This is a genomic window from Agrobacterium sp. RAC06, from assembly GCF_001713475.1.
Classification (GTDB): Bacteria; Pseudomonadota; Alphaproteobacteria; order Rhizobiales; family Rhizobiaceae; genus Allorhizobium.
In genome coordinates, this window is the sequence record NZ_CP016499.1 from 3,704,981 (window position 1) to 3,722,656 (window position 17,676).

17 protein-coding genes are annotated in these 17,676 nt (G+C 62.4%); 5 read left to right on the plus strand and 12 right to left on the minus strand.

Features of this window, described 5'->3' with window-relative positions:
* Positions 1-6 precede the first annotated feature (6 nt).
* The 5 genes from lpdA to BSY240_RS17610 form a co-directional block, all read right to left on the minus strand.
* On the minus strand, positions 7-1,401 hold the full coding sequence (lpdA, locus tag BSY240_RS17590) for a dihydrolipoyl dehydrogenase (RefSeq protein WP_069043165.1): 1,395 nt from the start codon (positions 1,399-1,401) through the stop codon (positions 7-9).
* A 3-nt stretch (positions 1,402-1,404) separates the two neighbouring features.
* Positions 1,405-2,673, minus strand: coding sequence for a dihydrolipoamide acetyltransferase family protein (locus tag BSY240_RS17595; protein ID WP_069043166.1), 1,269 nt, complete (start codon positions 2,671-2,673; stop codon positions 1,405-1,407).
* Between the two features lie 3 nt (positions 2,674-2,676).
* Positions 2,677-3,690, minus strand: a complete 1,014-nt coding sequence (locus tag BSY240_RS17600; RefSeq protein ID WP_054147729.1) for an alpha-ketoacid dehydrogenase subunit beta — start codon at positions 3,688-3,690, stop codon at positions 2,677-2,679.
* A 1-nt stretch (position 3,691) separates the two neighbouring features.
* Positions 3,692-4,924: a 3-methyl-2-oxobutanoate dehydrogenase (2-methylpropanoyl-transferring) subunit alpha gene (locus BSY240_RS17605; protein ID WP_069043167.1), complete on the minus strand. Its 1,233-nt coding sequence runs from the start codon at positions 4,922-4,924 to the stop codon at positions 3,692-3,694.
* Between the two features lie 159 nt (positions 4,925-5,083).
* Positions 5,084-6,085 carry an AraC family transcriptional regulator gene (locus BSY240_RS17610; RefSeq protein ID WP_069043168.1) on the minus strand — a complete coding sequence of 334 codons (1,002 nt, stop codon included), beginning with the start codon at positions 6,083-6,085 and terminating at the stop codon, positions 5,084-5,086.
* Positions 6,086-6,226: 141 nt separating this feature from the next.
* Between BSY240_RS17610 and BSY240_RS17615 the strand changes: the two genes are divergently transcribed.
* The 4 genes from BSY240_RS17615 to mmsB are packed head-to-tail and all read left to right on the plus strand — an operon-like array spanning position 6,227 to position 10,286.
* Positions 6,227-6,994 carry a 3-hydroxyacyl-CoA dehydrogenase gene (locus BSY240_RS17615; protein WP_069043169.1) on the plus strand — a complete coding sequence of 256 codons (768 nt, stop codon included), beginning with the start codon at positions 6,227-6,229 and terminating at the stop codon, positions 6,992-6,994.
* A 20-nt stretch (positions 6,995-7,014) separates the two neighbouring features.
* Positions 7,015-8,202 (plus strand): acetyl-CoA C-acyltransferase, encoded by a 1,188-nt coding sequence (locus BSY240_RS17620; RefSeq protein WP_069043170.1) that lies wholly within the window; start codon positions 7,015-7,017, stop codon positions 8,200-8,202.
* Between the two features lie 15 nt (positions 8,203-8,217).
* Positions 8,218-9,345, plus strand: a complete 1,128-nt coding sequence (locus BSY240_RS17625; protein WP_069043171.1) for an acyl-CoA dehydrogenase family protein — start codon at positions 8,218-8,220, stop codon at positions 9,343-9,345.
* 53 nt (positions 9,346-9,398) lie between these two features.
* On the plus strand, positions 9,399-10,286 hold the full coding sequence (gene mmsB, locus BSY240_RS17630) for a 3-hydroxyisobutyrate dehydrogenase (protein WP_069043172.1): 888 nt from the start codon (positions 9,399-9,401) through the stop codon (positions 10,284-10,286).
* Between the two features lie 20 nt (positions 10,287-10,306).
* On the opposite strand, the gene BSY240_RS17635 is transcribed toward mmsB, so the two are convergent.
* Genes BSY240_RS17635 through BSY240_RS17655 form a run of 5 tightly spaced genes read right to left on the minus strand, consistent with a single transcriptional unit; the run spans position 10,307 to position 15,157 of the window.
* Positions 10,307-10,921, minus strand: coding sequence for an ABC transporter ATP-binding protein (locus BSY240_RS17635; RefSeq protein WP_069043173.1), 615 nt, complete (start codon positions 10,919-10,921; stop codon positions 10,307-10,309).
* Positions 10,914-11,723 (minus strand): ATP-binding cassette domain-containing protein, encoded by an 810-nt coding sequence (locus BSY240_RS17640; RefSeq protein ID WP_069043174.1) that lies wholly within the window; start codon positions 11,721-11,723, stop codon positions 10,914-10,916. Before BSY240_RS17640 ends, BSY240_RS17635 begins: the two co-directional genes overlap by 8 nt.
* Positions 11,723-12,586, minus strand: a complete 864-nt coding sequence (locus tag BSY240_RS17645) for an ABC transporter permease (RefSeq protein WP_069043175.1) — start codon at positions 12,584-12,586, stop codon at positions 11,723-11,725. The genes BSY240_RS17640 and BSY240_RS17645 overlap by 1 nt, the downstream gene beginning before the upstream one ends.
* Complete coding sequence (locus tag BSY240_RS17650) at positions 12,583-13,587, minus strand: ABC transporter permease (protein ID WP_236759277.1); 1,005 nt, start codon at positions 13,585-13,587, stop codon at positions 12,583-12,585. The genes BSY240_RS17645 and BSY240_RS17650 overlap by 4 nt, the downstream gene beginning before the upstream one ends.
* Entirely contained in the window at positions 13,580-15,157 is a 1,578-nt protein-coding gene (locus tag BSY240_RS17655) for an ABC transporter substrate-binding protein (RefSeq protein ID WP_069043176.1), read from the minus strand. The genes BSY240_RS17650 and BSY240_RS17655 overlap by 8 nt, the downstream gene beginning before the upstream one ends.
* A 114-nt stretch (positions 15,158-15,271) precedes the next feature.
* Between BSY240_RS17655 and nikR the strand changes: the two genes are divergently transcribed.
* Complete coding sequence (nikR, locus tag BSY240_RS17660) at positions 15,272-15,685, plus strand: nickel-responsive transcriptional regulator NikR (protein WP_006724913.1); 414 nt, start codon at positions 15,272-15,274, stop codon at positions 15,683-15,685.
* A 52-nt stretch (positions 15,686-15,737) separates the two neighbouring features.
* On the opposite strand, the gene BSY240_RS17665 is transcribed toward nikR, so the two are convergent.
* A complete protein-coding gene (locus BSY240_RS17665) occupies positions 15,738-16,886 on the minus strand; it encodes a CaiB/BaiF CoA transferase family protein (RefSeq protein WP_069043177.1) in 1,149 nt (382 codons plus the stop codon).
* Complete coding sequence (locus BSY240_RS17670; protein ID WP_069043178.1) at positions 16,883-17,659, minus strand: citryl-CoA lyase; 777 nt, start codon at positions 17,657-17,659, stop codon at positions 16,883-16,885. Before BSY240_RS17670 ends, BSY240_RS17665 begins: the two co-directional genes overlap by 4 nt.
* Positions 17,660-17,676: the final 17 nt, after the last annotated feature.

A 17,676-nucleotide genomic window follows, 5' to 3' on the forward strand; every position in this document is an offset into this window, starting at 1 on the left:
AGTCGGTCAGATATGCAGCGCGTGTCCCAAGGCCCTCAGAGAGGCTTCCTGCAGGGCTTCGCCGCGTGTCGGGTGTGCATGGATGGTCGCGGCGATATCCTCCAGCCGCGCGCCCATTTCGATGGCCATTGCGAAGGTCGAGGCAAGTTCGGAGACGCCCGCTCCAACCGCCTGAAGCCCCAGCACGACATGGGTATCGGACCGCGCGACGACGCGTACGAAACCATCTTCATCCTCCACCGTCATCGCCCGTCCGTTTGCGGTGAAGGGGAACTGGCCGATCTTGACATCGAAGCCGTGTCTGCGGGCTTCCTCCGGTAAGAGGCCGGCGCTGACGATTTCCGGATCGGTGAAGCAGATGGCCGGAATGCAGCGCTTGTCCCAGGCGCGCTTGCGGCCGGCAACGATCTCCGCGACCATTTCGCCCTGCGCCATGGCCCGATGCGCCAGCATGGGCTCGCCTGTCACGTCGCCGATCGCGTAAACCCCGCGCATGGATGTGTGGCAGCGGTCATCGACCTGCAGGAACGAACCGATCCGGTCGAGATCGAGTTCTTCCAGGCCAGAACCCGTGGTGCGCGGCCGTCGCCCGACAGCGACCAGAATGCGATCGGCCGGCAGCTCGCGCCGTCCCTCTGCGGTCTCGACGACCAGCGCCTCGCCCGTGTCGGAAAGCCCGACGGCCCTTGCCTCCGTCAGCACCTTGATGCCGCGTTCGCCCAGCCTGCGCAGAACCGGTTTGACCAGATCGGCATCGTAGAGCGGCAGGATCTGCGATGTCGCCTCAACCACGGTGACCTCGGACCCCATCCGGGCGAAGGCCGTTCCGAGTTCGAGCCCGATATAGCCGCCGCCCACGACGACGAGCCGTTTGGGCAGTTCGGTCAGCGACAAGGCTTCGGTGGAGGAAATCACTCGCCCGCCAAACGGCAGGGCTGTAAGCTCGACGGAATCAGAGCCGGTCGCAATCACCACGGTTTCGGCGCGGATGACCTGCTGGCCGGTTTCCGTGGACACTTCCACGGTCTTGCCGTCACGAAAACGGGCGCGGCCATGAACGATCTTAACCCGAGCCTTCTGCAGGAGGCCGGAGACACCACCGGTCAGTCTGCCGACAATCGCGTCCTTCCAGGCCATGGTTTTGGACAGATCGATCGAAGGTGCCTCGACGCGAATGCCAAGGGCGTTCTCGCCGAGGGAGAGGGCGCGGGTCTTGTCGAAGGTCTCCGCCGCATGGATGAGCGCCTTCGAAGGAATGCAGCCGACCGTCAGACAGGTGCCACCGGGGCGGCCTTCCTCAACGATGACGGTATCAATCCCAAGCTGTCCTGCCTTGATGGCGCAGACATAGCCCCCGGGACCGGCACCGATTATGAGAAGCTTGCAGGAAATCTCTTTCATGGCTCAGCCTTCGATAAAGATCAGCGCCGGGGTCTCCATCAGCACCCGCAGGCGCTGGACGAAGGTCGCCGCATTCCAGCCATCGACGACCCGGTGATCGAAGCTGGAGGACAGGTTCATCATCTTGCGCGGCACAAACTGCGTGCCGTCCCAGATCGGTCGGATCGCGATCTTGTTGACGCCGACGATCGCGACTTCCGGGTGGTTGATGACAGGGGTCGAGACGATGCCGCCAAGCGCTCCGAGCGAGGTGATGGTGATGGTCGAGCCGGTCAGTTCGTCCCGCGTCGCCGTGCCGGCGCGGGTGGCTTCGGCAAGCCGGTTCATCTCGCTTGCGCAATCCCATATGCCGCGCGCCTCGGCATGTTTGACCACCGGCACGGCAAGACCGGCGGCGGTCTGGGTGGCGATGCCGATATGCACCGCGCCGAAACGGGTGAGCACGCCGGCATCGTCGTCGAAGGTGGCGTTGACATCAGGTTGCTCGACGACCGCCTTGACCATGGCGCGCATCAGGAAGGGCAGGAGCGTGAGCTTTGGCTGGTCAGGCCGGCGTTCGGCATTCATCTTGGCGCGCAGTTCTTCAAGCGCTGTGACGTCCACTTCCTCCACATAGGTGATGTGGGGAATGCGCGAGGTGGAGACGACCATTTTCTCGGCGATCCGGCGCCGAAGGCCGGTCAGTTTGATCTCCTCCCGCGTGGTCTTCTTGGCGAGCCCGGAGACCGCAGGGGCTGGATCGGCACCGCGAGCGAGATAGTGCTCGACATCCTCGCGCAGAATGCGTCCGGCCGGACCCGATCCGCGCAACAGGCGCAGGTCGATGCCGTTCTCGCGCGCCAGCAGGCGGACCGAGGGGGCGGCGAGCGGCTTGTCGAATTCGGGTGAGGGTTGTCGGGCCGGAGGTGTGGCTGGTGCTGCCGGCGTGGCAGACTTGGGCGGCATGAGTGCCGGTTCGTTGGTTGTCGTTGCCTGTTGCGGCTCGGTTGTCGCGTCCACCGTCTCCGGTGTCGCCGGCTTCTCGTCTGCACCATCCGTTGCGATCCGGATGAGGGGCGCCTTGACCGCGATCGTGTCTCCCACTTCGCCGCCAAGCCAGACCACTGTGCCACTGACGGGTGTGGGGATCTCCACGGTCGCCTTGTCGGTCATCACAGCGGCGACCATCATGTCCTCGCGCACGGGATCACCGATCTTCACCATCCATTCGACAAGCTCAGCCTCGGCCACGCCTTCGCCGACATCGGGCATCTTGATCGTGAATTCGCCCATGGCTCAGGCCTCCATGACGTCGATGAGCGCGCGGCCGACCCGCGCAGGTCCCGGGAAATAGTCCCATTCCTGCGCATGCGGATAGGGCGTGTCCCAACCGGCCACGCGCATGACAGGCGCTTCCAGATGGTAGAAGCAATGCTCCTGCACCAGCGACACGATTTCGCCGCCGAAACCGGAGGTCAGTGTCGCCTCATGCACCACGACGCATCGGCCCGTTTTGGTGACCGACTTGACGATCGTGTCGAGATCGAGCGGCATCAGGCTGCGAAGGTCGATCACTTCGGCGTCGATGCCGGTCTCCTCAGCTGCGGCCAGCGCCACATGCACCATGGTCCCGTAGGTGATCACGGTAACGGCGGAACCCTCGCGGCGGATGTCCGCCTTGCCGATCGGGATCGTGTAATAGCCTTCCGGCACCTCGCCCAGTTCATGGCGGGACCAGGGCGTCACGGGCCGGTCGTGATGGCCGTCGAAGGGGCCGTTATAGAGGCGCTTGGGCTCCAGAAAGATGACCGGATCCGGATCCGCAATCGCAGCGGTCAGCAGGCCCTTGGCGTCATAGGGATTGGACGGGACAACCACTTTCAGGCCGCAGACATGGGTGAACAGTGCTTCCGGGCTCTGGCTGTGGGTCTGTCCGCCGAAAATGCCGCCGCCGGTTGGCATGCGCACCACGATCGGGCAGGTAAAGTCGCCATTCGACCGATAGCGGATGCGGGCCGCCTCCTGGGTCAGTTGGTCATAGGCGGGATACATGTAGTCTGCGAACTGGATCTCGACGCAGGGCTTCAGGCCATAGGCCGCCATGCCGATTGCGGCTCCCACGATGCCGGATTCGTTGATCGGCGTGTCGAAGCAGCGGGTCTTTCCATATTTTGCCTGCAGACCTTGGGTGCAGCGGAACACGCCGCCGAAATAACCGACGTCCTCGCCAAACACGACCACGTCGTCGTCGCGCTCCATGGAGACGTCCATGGCGCTGCGGACCGCTTCGATCATCGTCATTCTGGCCATGTCAGTATCCTGCCTTCTGACGCTGGCGGCGCAGGTGCGGGGGCATTTCGGCATAGACACCTTCGAAGATGTCCCGCACGGAAGGTTTGCCGCCGGCATGCAGCGTGCCGTTTTCCTCGGCCTTGCGCTGGGCCGTGATCACCTCGTCCAGGATCTCGGCTTCGGCCTGCACATGCCGTTCCTCCGACCATGCGCCTCTGTTGATCAGGTGTTTCTTCAGCCGCAGCACCGGATCCCCGAGAGGCCAGGCTTCGGATTCCGTTTTCGGGCGGTAAGCGCCCGGATCGTCGGATGTGGAATGCGCGCCGACCCGATATGTTACGTATTCCACGAGCGTCGGTCCTAGATTGCGCCGTGCCCGCTCGGCGGCCCAGCAGGCGACCGCGTAGACTGCGAGATAGTCGTTCCCATCGACCCTGAGCGCCGGAATGCCAAAGCCCAGCCCACGGGCGGCAAAAGTGCCCGAACCGCCGCGGGCAATGCCCTGAAAAGTGGAGATGGCCCACTGATTGTTGACGACGTTAAGGACCACGGGCGCCCGGTAGGTCGAGGCGAAAACCAGAGCCGAGTGAAAATCCGACTCGGCTGTCGAACCGTCGCCGATCCAGGCGGCGGCAATGCGGCTGTCGTTCTTGATCGCCGATGCCATGGCCCAGCCGACAGCCTGGACATACTGGGTGGCGAGATTGCCGGAAATGGTGAAGAAGCCATGTTCCTTGGAGGAGTACATGATCGGCAACTGTCGCCCGCGCAGGGGATCGGCCTCGTTCGAGAAGATCTGGTTCATCATCTCGACCATTGGATAGTCGTCCGCGATCAGAAGTCCGGCCTGCCGATAGGTCGGGAAGTTCATGTCGCCCTTCTGAAGTGCCTTGCGAAAGGCGCAGCTGACGGCTTCCTCACCGAGATGCTGCATGTAGAAAGAGGTCTTGCCCTGCCGCTGTGCCATCAGCATCCGAGCGTCGAAGGCTCGGAGCGTCATCATGTGGCGCAGGCCGGTTCGCAGTTCGTCGTCCGTCAGCAGGCCTGCCCAAGGGCCGACGGCCTCGCCATCGCGGTTCAGAACGCGAATGATCGAATAGGCGAGGTCCCGGATGTCCTCGGCGGCCGCATCGACCGGAGGCCTCGGCACCGATCCGGCCTTGGCAATCTTGACGTTGGAAAAATCGGGCTGGCCGCCCGGCCGAACGGCAGGTTCGGGGACATGCAGGCTCAGATGCGCAGGTTGCACCATCAGTCTCCTCCCGTGAAACCTGCTCCTCTCCCCAGGAGCAGATCAATCGAAGTGAATGGTAAGCGTCTTGTGAGTGGCAAGCCATGACAAAACTGCATCCAATTCTTTGGCCAGTTTTGCCATATGTCTTATGGGACAGCAGATGCCGGCTTTTGCCGTCTAAAGAGATCTGGAACTCTTGCGGAAAGCCTCGGGGCTCACACCCATCCATTTCTTGAAGGCCCGATAGAAGGCGCTCGGTTCCGAATACCCCAGGCGGGCGGCAATATCGCTAACGGTATCATGGGTGTTCATCAGCATGTCCCTGGCAAGATCACGGCGAATGTCGTCCTTGATGCTGGCATAGCTTTGTCCTTCGTCATGCAGGCGGTGGCGCAGCGTCGAAGACGACATCCGCATATCGCGAGCCAGATCTGCGAAGCTGCCCCAGTCTGCAGGCCCCTTCTGGTTCAATCGGCGTCTGACGGCAGCAGCCGTGCCGGCGTCATAGCGATAGCGGATCAGGATATTGGCCGGCGCTCCCCGAAGGAATTGCCGCAATGCCTGCTCGTTGCGCGCGATCGGCAAGGCCAGCATGGAGGAATCGAAGCCGAGGCGGCTCACCGGTTGCGAGAAGCGAATGGGAGCGCCGAAGAAAAGCCGGTGTTCGGCACTCAGTTTCGGTTCGCTGCAGCGAAAATCCACAAGGCGGATCGGAATACGTCTGCCCACCAGCCAGCAGGTCAATCCATGCAGGATGATCCAGTAGCTGCGATAGGCGAAGGCGGAGCGGGGTTTTCCGGTTTCGCAAAGCTCGATCACTGCGGTGCCGTCGCGAACCTCAAGCCGACCTGTCGGTTCCCCCAGGACGACATTCAGAAAACGCAAGGCCCGCCGCAGGGCTCGCTCCAGCGTTGGCGCATGCAGCACGCAATGGCACAGGAGCGTGAAGCTGCCGCGTGGCATCGTTCGTTCGCCGAGACCGAAACACTCGTCATTCAGCTCCTCGGCAATTGCGAGCCAGAGGCGCCCGAAAGTCTGGGTCGAAACCGGTTGGTCCACGACAGGCGGAAGACCGAGCCGGGACAGAAGCGGCTCTGTGGGCCTGCCTGCGCGTCTGAGGCTGTCGAGTGCCTCCTCGACGAAACCCGTCGAGATCATATGTCGTTCGGTCTCAGCCATGGTCCTCGTTCGACCTCAAGTGCGTCAGTGGCAAAAGTGGCCTCAAGAATGGATCAATTTCGTCATCGGTTGCAACTGTGAAACGCAGTAGAGTTTGCGCCATCGGCAGCTTCAGGCGAGGACTGAAGGGGAGGAGGGTCGATGCGCATCGAGAATGGCTGTTTCATCGTGACCGGCGGTTGCTCCGGACTTGGCGCGGCGACGGTGCGCATGATCAGCGAGGCGGGCGGTCGTGTCTTGATTGCCGATCGTGATCGCGATCGGTGGCCATCGCTTGTGCGGGAGCTCGGCGACAACGTTGCTTTTCTTGAAACAGACGTGACGCGTGCGCAGGATGGCGCTGCGGCAATCGAGGCTGCGACGAAAGCTTTCGGCAATGTGCGGGGATTGATCAATTGCGCCGGTGTGGCGCCTGCGGAGAAGGTTGTCGGCCGCGACGGGCCGCATGGGCTGGAGAGCTTCGAACGCACGATCGGGATCAACCTTGTCGGCACCTTCAACATGGTCCGGCTAGCCGCTGCCGCGATCCAGACGAACGAACCCGATGAGGAGGGTGAACGTGGCGTCATCATCAATACTGCTTCCGTTGCCGCCTTCGACGGCCAGATCGGGCAGGCGGCCTACGCTGCCTCCAAGGGCGGTATTGCTGCGATGACCTTGCCAATTGCTCGTGAACTCGCACGGTTCGGCATTCGCGTCATGGCGATTGCGCCGGGTGTGTTCGAAACGCCGATGATGGCGGGCATGCCGGAGCAGGTGCGCGAAGGTCTCGCGTCCAGCGTGCCCTTTCCGCCCCGCCTCGGCAGGCCGGTCGAATTCGCAGCCCTCGCCCGCCATATCATTGAAAACACGATGCTCAACGGGGAGGTCATCCGCCTCGATGGAGCCATCCGCATGGGCGCGCGCTGATCGCTGCTGAAGGAGAAAAGATGGGAGTTCAGGATCCAATCGTCATTGTCGGTTCTGCCCGAACCCCGATCGGGGGCTTTCAGGGCGAGCTGAAGGAGATGACCGCAGCCGCGCTGGGCGCTGCCGCCATCCGGGCGGCGCTCGACCGCAGCGGGCTTCCAGTCGAGGCCGTCGAAGAGATCCTGTTCGGCTGTGTCCTGCCGGCAGGCCAGGGCCAGGCGCCTGCAAGGCAGGCCGCGATCGGTGCCGGTCTGCCTTTCTCGGCGGGGGCTACGACCGTCAACAAGATGTGCGGTTCGGGCATGAAGGCCGCCATGCTCGCCCATGACTTGCTGGTTGCCGGGAGCGCCTCCGTCGCTGTTGCAGGCGGCATGGAGAGCATGACGAATGCGCCCTATCTGCTGGACCGCGCCCGCGCCGGCTACCGGCTCGGACATGGGCGTGTGCTCGATCACATGTTTCTCGACGGGCTCGAGGATGCCTATGACAAGGGCCGGCTGATGGGCACCTTCGCGGAGGATTGCGCCGAGGCCTACCAGTTTACGCGCGAGGCACAGGACGCCTATGCCGTCGCCTCGCTCACGCGGGCAACAAAGGCTATCGCCGATGGCGGCTTCGATCGCGAAGTCGTGCCGGTTGTCGTCAAATCCGGCAAGGCTGAACAGGAGATCAGCCGCGACGAGCAGCCAGGCAAGGCAAAGCCGGAGAAGATCCCGACGCTGAAGCCCGCCTTCCGCGACGGCGGTACGGTGACGGCTGCCAATTCCAGCTCGATCTCCGATGGTGCGGCTGCACTCGTCCTGATGCGACGCTCGGAAGCGGAGCGGCGCGGTCTTGCCCCGCTTGCCACGATCCTTGGGCACGCCACGCATTCGCAGGCGCCTAGCCTGTTTGCCACCGCGCCGATCGGTGCCCTCCAGAAGCTCTCCGATCGCATCGGCCTGCCACTTTCAGAGATTGACCTGTTCGAGATCAATGAGGCCTTTGCGGTCGTCGCCATGGCCGCGATGCGCGACCTCGATCTGCCGCATGACAAGGTCAATATTCATGGCGGTGCCTGCGCGCTGGGCCATCCGATCGGCGCCTCGGGCGCGCGGATCCTGGTGACGCTTATCGCCGCACTCGAACGGTACGATCTGAAACGCGGCATGGCGGCTCTCTGCATTGGCGGTGGCGAAGCCACGGCGATTGCCATTGAGCGGGCGTGATTGGAGGAAGACGGGATGGTTCTTTCGGAGCTTCAACAGCAGATCCTCGAGATGACGCGCAGCTTTGCCCGCGAGCGGCTTGCCCCAGGTGCCGCCGAACGCGACCGGCAACACCGTTTCCCACGCGAGGAACTGACCGAAATGGGTGAGCTTGGGCTGCTTGGCATGCTTGTGCCGGAAGCCTATGGGGGCTCGGACACCGGTGTGCTCGCCTATGCGATCGCGGTCGAGGAAATTGCCGCGGGCGACGGCGCCTGCTCGACGATCATGAGCGTCCACAGCTCGGTGGGTTGTGTGCCGATCCTGAAGTTCGGCACGGAAGAGCAGCGGCAGCGCTTCCTGCCGAAACTGGCTTCGGGAGAATGGATCGGCGGCTTTGCCCTGACCGAGCCACAGGCCGGATCGGATGCCTCCAACCTCAAAACCCGCGCACGGCGCGAGGGTGATCATTACATCATCGACGGTGCCAAGCAGTTCATCACCTCGGGCAAGAATGGTCATGTCATCATCGTGTTTGCCGTGACTGATCCCAGTGCGGCCAAGAACGGGATCACGGCCTTTATCGTGCCGACGGATACACCGGGCTACGAGGTCGTGCGCGTCGAGGAGAAGCTCGGTCTCAACGCGTCAGACACCTGCCAGATTGCCTTTAACGGGATGAAGATTCCCGTCGAGAACAGGCTCGGCGAGGAAGGGGAAGGTTATCGTATTGCGCTTTCCAATCTGGAGGGAGGGCGCATCGGGATTGCGGCCCAATCGGTCGGCATGGCGCAGGCGGCCTTCGAGGCGGCGCGCGATTATGCAGGTGAGCGAAAGGCTTTCGGCAAAGCAATCGCCGAGCATCAGGCGGTTGCCTTCCGCCTCGCCGATATGGCGACACAGATCGAGGCCGCACGACAGCTCGTCTGGCATGCAGCTTCGCTGCGCGAGGCCGGCATTCCCTGCATTTCGCAAGCCTCGATGGCCAAACTCTTCGCGTCCGAGATGGTCGAGCGCGTCTGCTCGGATGCGATCCAGATCCACGGTGGCTATGGCTATATGCGGGATTATCCGGTTGAGCGGATCTACCGGGATGCGCGCATCTGCCAGATCTACGAAGGGACCAGCGACGTTCAGCGCATGGTGATTGCGCGAAACCTGTAGGATGCCACATTGGGAGCGCTCGGGGACGGACGTGAAAACAGGGAGGAAATGCTATGCTTGAGACGATAGCCTTCATTGGTCTTGGCAATATGGGTGGGCCGATGGCTGCCAATCTCGTCAAGGCGGGGTATCCGGTCCGAGGCTTCGATCTTTCTGAAACAGCGAAGCTCGCCGCGACAGCAAGCGGCATCACGCTCTGTGATACGGCGGCGGAAACCCTGACCGGCGCCTCGATCGTCATTACCATGCTGCCTGCCGGTCATCATGTCCTGTCGGTCTGGAGCGAGCTCGTCGGGGCAGTCGATCAGGGGACGCTGATGATCGACTGCTCGACGATCGATGTGGACAGCGCCCGCAAATGCCATGCGCTTGCCAACGAGGCCGGCTGCCTGTCGCTCGATGCGCCGGTCTCCGGCGGAACGGCCGGGGCAAGTGCCGGCACGCTGACCTTCATGGTCGGTGGGGAGGCGGATGCTTTGAACCGGGGCCGCCCTGTGCTTGAAGCCATGGGACGGCGGGTCGTCCATTGCGGTTCGGCCGGTGCCGGCCAGGCTGCCAAGATCTGCAACAACATGATCCTCGGGATCACCATGGCGGGGGTCTGTGAGGCCTTCGTACTCGGTGAAAAGCTCGGGCTCTCGCATCAGGCCCTGTTCGACGTGGCCTCGACATCATCGGGCCAGTGCTGGGCGATTAGCACCAACTGCCCGGTTCCGGGTCCCGTTCCGACATCGCCGGCAAACCGGGACTACAAGCCGGGCTTTGCCGCCGCCCTGATGCTCAAGGACATGCGGTTGTCGCAGGAAGCGGCAAAATCGACCGGTGCGGCTACGGCTCTCGGCGCGCATGCGACTGAGCTTTACGAGCTCTTCGACCAGCTCGGGCATGGCGGCGAAGATTTTTCGTCGATCATCAACACCATCAGAGACAGGTCTCCCTGAAGAACAAGTTGCGGAGGCCCTTAAGCGACGAGCGGCATCAAGCCACCAGTACAGAGCTTGAGCTGCCGTGAACTCACGCGCTTCAGCAAGGCGGCATCATGGCTGATGGCAAGGATGCCGAGGCCCTGGCGGCGACGCTCCATGAGGAAGGACCAGATTTCCACCTGGGTGATCGGATCAAGCATGGCGGATAGTTCGTCGGCGACCAGGAAGCGGGTGTCGGGGCCAAGCGCCCTCGCCAGCACAACCCGTTGCAGTTCGCCGCCCGAGATTTCGTGCGGGTAGCGATCAAACCAGGCACGCGACACGCCGATGGCATCCAGCGTCTGATCATCCGGCTGCCAGGCTTCTGTGATGATCCGGCCCAGCCGCCATCGCGGATTGACGGCGAAGATCGAGGACTGGTGGATGTGTTGAACCCCGCAATAGCCCGGGGCAGGGGCTGCACCATCGAGGAGAACCTCACCCTTCTGGGGCTTCAGATAGCCCGCCACGATGCGGCCGAGCGTCGATTTGCCGGCGCCGGAGAGGCCGGAGAGGCCCAGGATCTCGCCTTCTTTAAGCGTCAGCGATGCACCCTCGAGGATGGTTTTTGCTTTGCCAAAACCGAAGTCGACATCTCTTACCTCAAGCACGCGCAGCCTCCCGCGCAAGCGGTGCGGCCGAGAATTGGTTTCCCGGCATGGCAAGCCAGAGCGCCCGCGCATAAGGTAGCGTCAGTTTCTGCCCCTGATCTGAAAACGCATTGGCCGGCTCGGTGCCCAGCAATCTGCCCTGTTCCAGGATAGCCACCCGGTCGGCATGGGAGACCGCGGTGATGAGATCATGTGTGATCAGAAGCACGGCCTTGCCGCGATCGGCGAGGCGGCGGAGATGACGAAGGACGTTTTCCGCAGCGTCCGGATCGAGCCCGCTTGTCGGCTCGTCGGCAACGATCAGATCGGGTTCCCCGATCGTGGCGATGGCGAGAAGCAGGCGGCGTGCCATGCCACCCGAGACCTGATGCGGATAAAGCCGCATGACTTCGGCGCCGAGGCCGAAGCTCTCAAGCGAGTCGATCAGCTCTGCCGTCGTTTTCGCTTTGCCGCTGCGTTTGGCGGCCCATAGCAATTGTTTGCCGCAGCGGGCCAGCGGATCGAGATGGCTGAGCGATTGCGGAACCAGCGCCATGCGCGGGCCTTGGCCTTTGCCGCCATTCGCCGCTTCAACCTGCTCCCCGTTCAGCGATATGTTGCCGCGCACGACAGCATTTTCCGGCAGAATGCCGAACAGGGCATGGGCAAGCAGGCTCTTTCCAGCGCCGGAAGCGCCCACCAGCGCCAGGATCTCGCCGCGATCCACCTTCAAGTCGATGCCGTCGAGGGCCGGTACTTCGCAGCGATGGATCAGGCCGTCGTAGCGCAGGAAGCCGATGGAGAGGTTTTCGACTGCAAGCATCACGTCTGCTCCTGCCGGGGATCGGTGAGCAGCCTCAGCCCATTGCCGATGGCATCGAAACTCAAGACCACGAGCAGCAGCGCCAGCCCCGGAAACAGACCGAGCCACCATTTGCCGGCGGAGAGGTAGCGCATGGAATCCGACAGCAAAACGCCGATGGCGGGTTTGGACGGTTCCAGTCCGAAGCCGATGAAGGTCAGGCCCGCCTCATGCAGGATGGCATGGGGGAACAGAAGCACGAGGCCGACGAGCAGCTGCGGCACGAGATGCGGCAGAAAATGATGCCGACCGATGTAGAACCAGGATTTGCCGAAGTGCCTGGATGCCTGCACGAACTCTGCCTGGCGCAATTGCAGCAGTTCGGCCCTCAGAATGCGGGTGAGCCGCGGCCAATGGGTGACGGCAACCGCAATGATCACCGCCGTGGTGCCGCCGCCAAGACCGAAGGAGATGAGGATCAAAAGCACGAAATGCGGCAGTCCCATCGCGGCATCGATCAGGAAGGACACGGCTTCATCGGCGAGCCGCCCGCCTGTTGTCGCCACAAGTGCAAGCAGCATGGCGATGACGACCGAGCCTGAAGCCGCAATCAGGCCAACCCAGAAACTTAAAGCCAGGCCATGCAAGGTCCGGGCGAACATGTCGCGTCCGAGCTGATCGGTACCGGCTAGATGGGACAATGACGGTCCAAGCAGGCGCGTGGAAAAGTCGGCATCAATGCCAAAGCCCCCAAAGAGATGGGTAGAGACGAGCACGGCAGCCAAAGCGAGCGCTGCGATGGTTGCGACTACAAGCGTTCGTATCCTGTGTCCGTCTGGCGCGCGGTCTGGGGCGGAGGGCGGGAGATCGAGGATTGCACTCATGCGATGCGCACTCCCGACGCCATGCGCGGATCGACCAGCCGGTAGAGAAGATCGGCAATCGCGTTGCCTAGGAAGACGACAAAGGTCAGCGCCAGTGTGATCGCTAGGAGCAGGGGCACATCGCCACGGATCCCGGCTTCCACGGTCGCCTTGCCGAGCCCCGGATAGGAAAACACCTGTTCGGCCAGAACCGAGCCACCGAAGAGTTCGCCGAGCGAGGCAAAGAGAACCGTGACCGCCGGGAGCGCTGCATTGCGTGCGCCATGACGCAAGGCAATGTCCATGCGCGAGGCGCCTTGCGCCTTGGCATAGAGCGCATAATCGGACTGCATGATCTCGATCATCTTGGCACGCGTGTGCAGCGCGATCTGGGCAATGCCGAGCACGCTGAGCGCCATCAGCGGCAGGGCAAGATGCCGGGCGCGATCAGCCAAGGTCACGTCATCAGGCAGCACGCCAATCGGAGCAGCACAGCAGATGGGCGCCCAGTTGAGCCCGACTGCAAAGACGACGAGCAGCATTATCGCCAGCCAGAAGGTGGGCGTCGACGCCAGCACATAGGAATAGAGCCGGATCACCCTGTCCGCCCAGGAGCCGGAAAAGGCACCGGCGATCACGCCTAGGGCGAAGCCGAGCACGCCGGAGAGCAGCCAGGCAAGCCCCATCAGGGGAAGCGACGCCTTGAACCTCGAGACGAGGACGTCGGCGACCGGCGCGTTATAGGTCATGGAGTAGCCTAGGTCGCCCGCCATCAGATTCTTCGCCCAACGCCAGAACTGCGTGGACGTAGGTTGGTCGAGCCCCCATTTCTCGGCAATCAGGGCGCGCTGCTCAGGTCCGACACGCGCGATGTCGGCGCCGAGATAGGCGTTGATGGGATCGACAGGGGAGTTCTTCGTCAGCGCAAAGGCAACGATCGCGACGGTCAGAAGGACGAGCACAAGCCGGATCGCCTTTGCAGCGATCAACCCGACCCAGCCGAATTGGCCCGCCTTACTCACACGTCCATTTCCAGTTCTGGATCATCGCGGTAACCGGCCATCCATGGCCATGCGGTTCGATCTGGGTGGCGCCAATCTCCAGGCATTCGTTCACGTAGTAGATGTGGTCGAGGTTGACGAGCCAAGCCCATGCGGCATCGCCCTTGGCACCGAAACCAGTCGTCCCGTCCCACTCGGCTTTTTGCCAGTCTGGGAAGGAGGCTTCCAGGCTTTGCGCACTCTGCGCTGCGGCAAGATGCCGGTCGACGGCGGGGTTTGCATAGAAGCCGGCGTTAAAGAATTCCACGCCGCCAAGGCTCGACTGGTAGAGATTGTAGACCTCGAGCGGCGAATGGCTGCCCCAGCCAAACATCACCGGCTCGGAATGCATGATGCGGTCGATTTCGTCCCAGCTCTTGCCGGTAGCCGTCGCTTCGATGCCGAGGCCCTTCAATTGTGCCGACACGGTTTCAGCCAGCATGCGTCGTGTGGAATCCGAAGCGGGGTAATTGATTGGGAAGGCTGCCCGGAGGCCATCTTTCACACGGATGCCGTCGTTGCCGAGCGTCCAGCCAGCGCTCTCCAGCTCGGTTTTGGCCTGCTCGAGATCGAAGCTTACCGCTGCGTCCGGATTGGACCAGGCGAGCCCGTCGGCCGGGCCCGCTGCCGGGCTCCCGTGACCGAGCAGGGCGACGTCTACCAACTGATTTCGATCGATCCCGAGATTGACGGCACGGCGGATGGCAGGGTCGGCGGTAACATCATTGCCGAGTTTCTTGCCCTCGCCGACGACCTTGCCCTCGTCTTTCACGATCGGGAAGACGATGCCTCTGTTGTCGACGGACCGGGTAACGATCTGCTTGAAGCCCTGTGGCGGCGTATCGGCGGCCGTTGCCGGCACGGAGACCATGTCCACCTGCCCGGCTTGTGCTGCCGCGAGACTCGTATCTTCTTCGGTAAACAGGAAGGTGATCCGCTCGAATGGCCCGGTCTCGCCATAATAGTTCGGGTTTTTCTCGACGATCAGCTGCTGGCCTTCGGTCCAGGAGACGAGCTTGTAGGGACCAGATCCGATCGGATTTCGCGCGTAGCCCTCGCCATAGCCGTCCGAGGGTACGATGCCGAGCGCATAGAGGTTCTCGGTGAAGGTGATCCAGGGCTTATTCAGCTTGATCTCGACGGTCTGATCGTCAATGACGCGGGCGGCCTCGAGTGCGGTCAGGTCAGCGGCGCTACCGATCTTGGCCGCCTCGTTGAAGGTGAAAGCGACGTCTTCGGCGTCAAGCGGCGAGCCGTCGGAAAACCGTGTGTCCGGCCGGAGCCTGATGGTCCATGTGAGCCGATCATCGGAGAGCAACCATTCCGTCGCCAGATCGGGACGGGTCTTCAAATTGGCATCGCGTGTCAGAAGGGTCGATTGAAAAAGCGGATGACCATAACGTCCCCAGCCCGTCAGAGGGTCGTAGCCGCCTTCGGGTTCGCCGCCGATGGCGAGCACCAGTTGCGATTTCGGCGTGGCAAGGGCGGTGCCTGACAAGACGGCGGCAGCGAAAGCAGTCGAAACTGCAAGCCGCAGAATTGCCTTGGTCATGAAAATTCCCCTATACCCAATCAGATGGTGTCGTAAGCACCCCCTAAGTGGCAGGACAATAATGCTGGGTGTGTATGATGTCTATATCAAAACATCATACGAAGGGAGTTTGATATGCAGCGCGTGACGATCACCCTTGATGACGACCTGATGCAGGAACTCGATGCGCTGATTGAGACACGCGGGGATCAGAACCGGTCGGAGGCGATCCGTGATCTCGTGAGAACGGGTCTGAAGGAAGCTACCCGAAATTCGAAGGGTGATGAACCCTGCATCGGCGTGCTGAGCTATGTCTACGATCACGCGGCCCGCGACCTTGCAAGGCGGCTGACAAACAGCTTCCATCATCATCACGACCTGACGATCGCGAGCCTGCATGTGCATCTCGATACCGAGAATTGCCTCGAAGTCGGCATCCTGAAGGGGTCGATGAACGAGGTGCAGCATTTTTCCGACCACATCACTGCAGAGCGATCGGTGCGCCACGGAAGTGTCCAGATCATACCACTGCAGGGCAGCGAAGACTGACCGCTCGGTTGGGTGGTCCATCCTTCGTCCCAGCCTCAAGCTCCGACAGGTCTCACCGAGCCTGGTGTGACGCCTTCGTGACCTCGGATCTGATTTCCGCCCCATGCTCGTCCAGTCGCGGTGGAGGCGAGACAGCAAATTCCGGCTCGCCGTCAAAGCTGTAAGGTGGCCGGACGGTCGTGAAGTCTCCCATCTCGGCGTTCGGAACGGTGACGGCAATTTGCAGATGCCTTGCTTGTGGGTCTTCGAGCGCCTCGTCGCTGTCGTAGGCCGGCGCATAGGGCACTTCGTTCGTTTCCAGCAAACCGCACCATTCGTCACGCGGTTTGCTTCGAAATACCGGAGCGAGAATGTCGATCAGCTCATCCTGATGCCGGATGCGATCCAGGCGCTCGCGGAAGCGGGGATCGTCTGCCAGGTGGCGCTGCTGGGTCGCATCGAGCAAACCTTCCCAGAACTTCTGTGGCGAGGAGAGATGGAAGGCGATCCATTTCCGGTCGGCGCATTCGAAGGTGTAGGATTGGCTGACCACCGGTCGCGACAAGGGCCCCATGACCTCTCCGGCGCTGTAGTAATGGGTAAAACTGTCCAGATTGAAGTGGCTCATGGCCTCCAGCATCGAGATATCTAGCCTGCGGCCCTTGCCTGTCTTTCCGCGCTCGATCAGGGCCGCGAGGATGCCGGTTGCCGCATAATGTCCCGTCACCGCATCGGCCAGAGCCGGGCCGATAACACGGGGTCGGTCGGGTGGTGTCACGAGGCGCAGAAAGCCGCTGGCCGCCTGTGCCACAGTGTCGTAGGCCGGTCTGTCGCGCGCCGGCCCTGAGGTTCCGAAGCCTGAAATCGCGCAGTAGACGAGCCTCGGATTGAGTGCTCGCAGTTCGGTTTCGCCCGCGCCGAGCTTTTCCGCGACCCCCGGCCGGAAGTTCTGGATGAACACATCTGCCGAAGCGATCAAGGCGAGAAAGACCTCGAGATCTTCGGGGTTTCGTGTGTCGAGGGCGATGGAGCGCTTGTTACGGTTGTAGGTCTGGAAATGCGGCGAGTAGAGCCCGCCTTTAAAGGCCCGGAATGGATCGCCTTCTCCGGGGCGCTCGACCTTGATGACGTCGGCACCGAGGTCTGCCAGTTGCATCGCTGCGGCCGGACCTGTGATGTAGGTCCCCATCTCGATGACCCGAATGGACTGAAGCGGCTTCATTCGGATGTCTCTCCGTCATAGGAAATGGCCAAATCCGCATGGTGGGACAGGATGAAGCCGATCGGGCGTTCGCTTTCCTCATAAAGATGGGCAGCAAGGCCGGCGGCGCGGGCGATCAGCGGGACCGCCTTGAGAGCCGCGAGCGGCCATCCCGCATCAAGCATGACGGCTGGAATGGCGCCCGAGACGTTGATGGGCAAAGGCCGGTTCATGATGCCGGGCGCGAGGTTGCCCAGCAGTCTGAGGGTGGCGATGTGCTGCCCGGAAATCTGCAGTTCGTCGGCCACGGCCAGCAGACGGTCCGCGCGGGGATCTCCGCCTGCATGCTGGGGATGACCAAGCCCCGGAACCTTCCGGCGCTCTTTCAGGAAAACATCAAGCGAGTGGCGGACCGCCGCTTCGTTTCCGCCAGCGGCGACCAGTTCGGCCAGATATCGTCCCGCGACCTCCGATGAGCCGGCAACAACGGTGCCCATGCCGAGAAGACCGGCAGCCATCGCGCCTTGCCAGGCCTCGGGGGCTGCTGCAAGCGTCATGCGGGCCGCCTGCACCGACGGAACCAGTCCGTGCTCGGCAATCGCGACCAGACAGGCATTGAGGGCCGTGGTCTGTCGCTTGTCCGGTCGTTTGCCGCAGACCAGCAGCCAGAAGTAATCGGTGAAATCGATCTTGCCGATCAGGTCATCACACAGATCATGGCCTCTGACCGTGATGGATGTCGCATCCGATGTGGCGATCGCGGTGAAAGCCTGGTCCTGCTTGCCAATTCTCATTCAGAGTTCCTTTTCGC

What these genes read in the sequence shown, in the direction of transcription:
- lpdA (WP_069043165.1), bottom strand. Translation starts at nt 1,401, where the DNA reads ATGAAAGAGATTTCCTGCAAGCTTCTCATAATCGGTGCCGGTCCCGGG.
- BSY240_RS17595 (WP_069043166.1), bottom strand. Translation starts at nt 2,673, where the DNA reads ATGGGCGAATTCACGATCAAGATGCCCGATGTCGGCGAAGGCGTGGCC.
- BSY240_RS17600 (WP_054147729.1), bottom strand. Translation starts at nt 3,690, where the DNA reads ATGGCCAGAATGACGATGATCGAAGCGGTCCGCAGCGCCATGGACGTC.
- BSY240_RS17605 (WP_069043167.1), bottom strand. Translation starts at nt 4,924, where the DNA reads ATGGTGCAACCTGCGCATCTGAGCCTGCATGTCCCCGAACCTGCCGTT.
- BSY240_RS17610 (WP_069043168.1), bottom strand. Translation starts at nt 6,085, where the DNA reads ATGGCTGAGACCGAACGACATATGATCTCGACGGGTTTCGTCGAGGAG.
- BSY240_RS17615 (WP_069043169.1), top strand. Translation starts at nt 6,227, where the DNA reads ATGCGCATCGAGAATGGCTGTTTCATCGTGACCGGCGGTTGCTCCGGA.
- BSY240_RS17620 (WP_069043170.1), top strand. Translation starts at nt 7,015, where the DNA reads ATGGGAGTTCAGGATCCAATCGTCATTGTCGGTTCTGCCCGAACCCCG.
- BSY240_RS17625 (WP_069043171.1), top strand. Translation starts at nt 8,218, where the DNA reads ATGGTTCTTTCGGAGCTTCAACAGCAGATCCTCGAGATGACGCGCAGC.
- mmsB (WP_069043172.1), top strand. Translation starts at nt 9,399, where the DNA reads ATGCTTGAGACGATAGCCTTCATTGGTCTTGGCAATATGGGTGGGCCG.
- BSY240_RS17640 (WP_069043174.1), bottom strand. Translation starts at nt 11,723, where the DNA reads ATGCTTGCAGTCGAAAACCTCTCCATCGGCTTCCTGCGCTACGACGGC.
- BSY240_RS17645 (WP_069043175.1), bottom strand. Translation starts at nt 12,586, where the DNA reads ATGAGTGCAATCCTCGATCTCCCGCCCTCCGCCCCAGACCGCGCGCCA.
- BSY240_RS17655 (WP_069043176.1), bottom strand. Translation starts at nt 15,157, where the DNA reads ATGACCAAGGCAATTCTGCGGCTTGCAGTTTCGACTGCTTTCGCTGCC.
- nikR (WP_006724913.1), top strand. Translation starts at nt 15,272, where the DNA reads ATGCAGCGCGTGACGATCACCCTTGATGACGACCTGATGCAGGAACTC.
- BSY240_RS17665 (WP_069043177.1), bottom strand. Translation starts at nt 16,886, where the DNA reads ATGAAGCCGCTTCAGTCCATTCGGGTCATCGAGATGGGGACCTACATC.
- BSY240_RS17670 (WP_069043178.1), bottom strand. Translation starts at nt 17,659, where the DNA reads ATGAGAATTGGCAAGCAGGACCAGGCTTTCACCGCGATCGCCACATCG.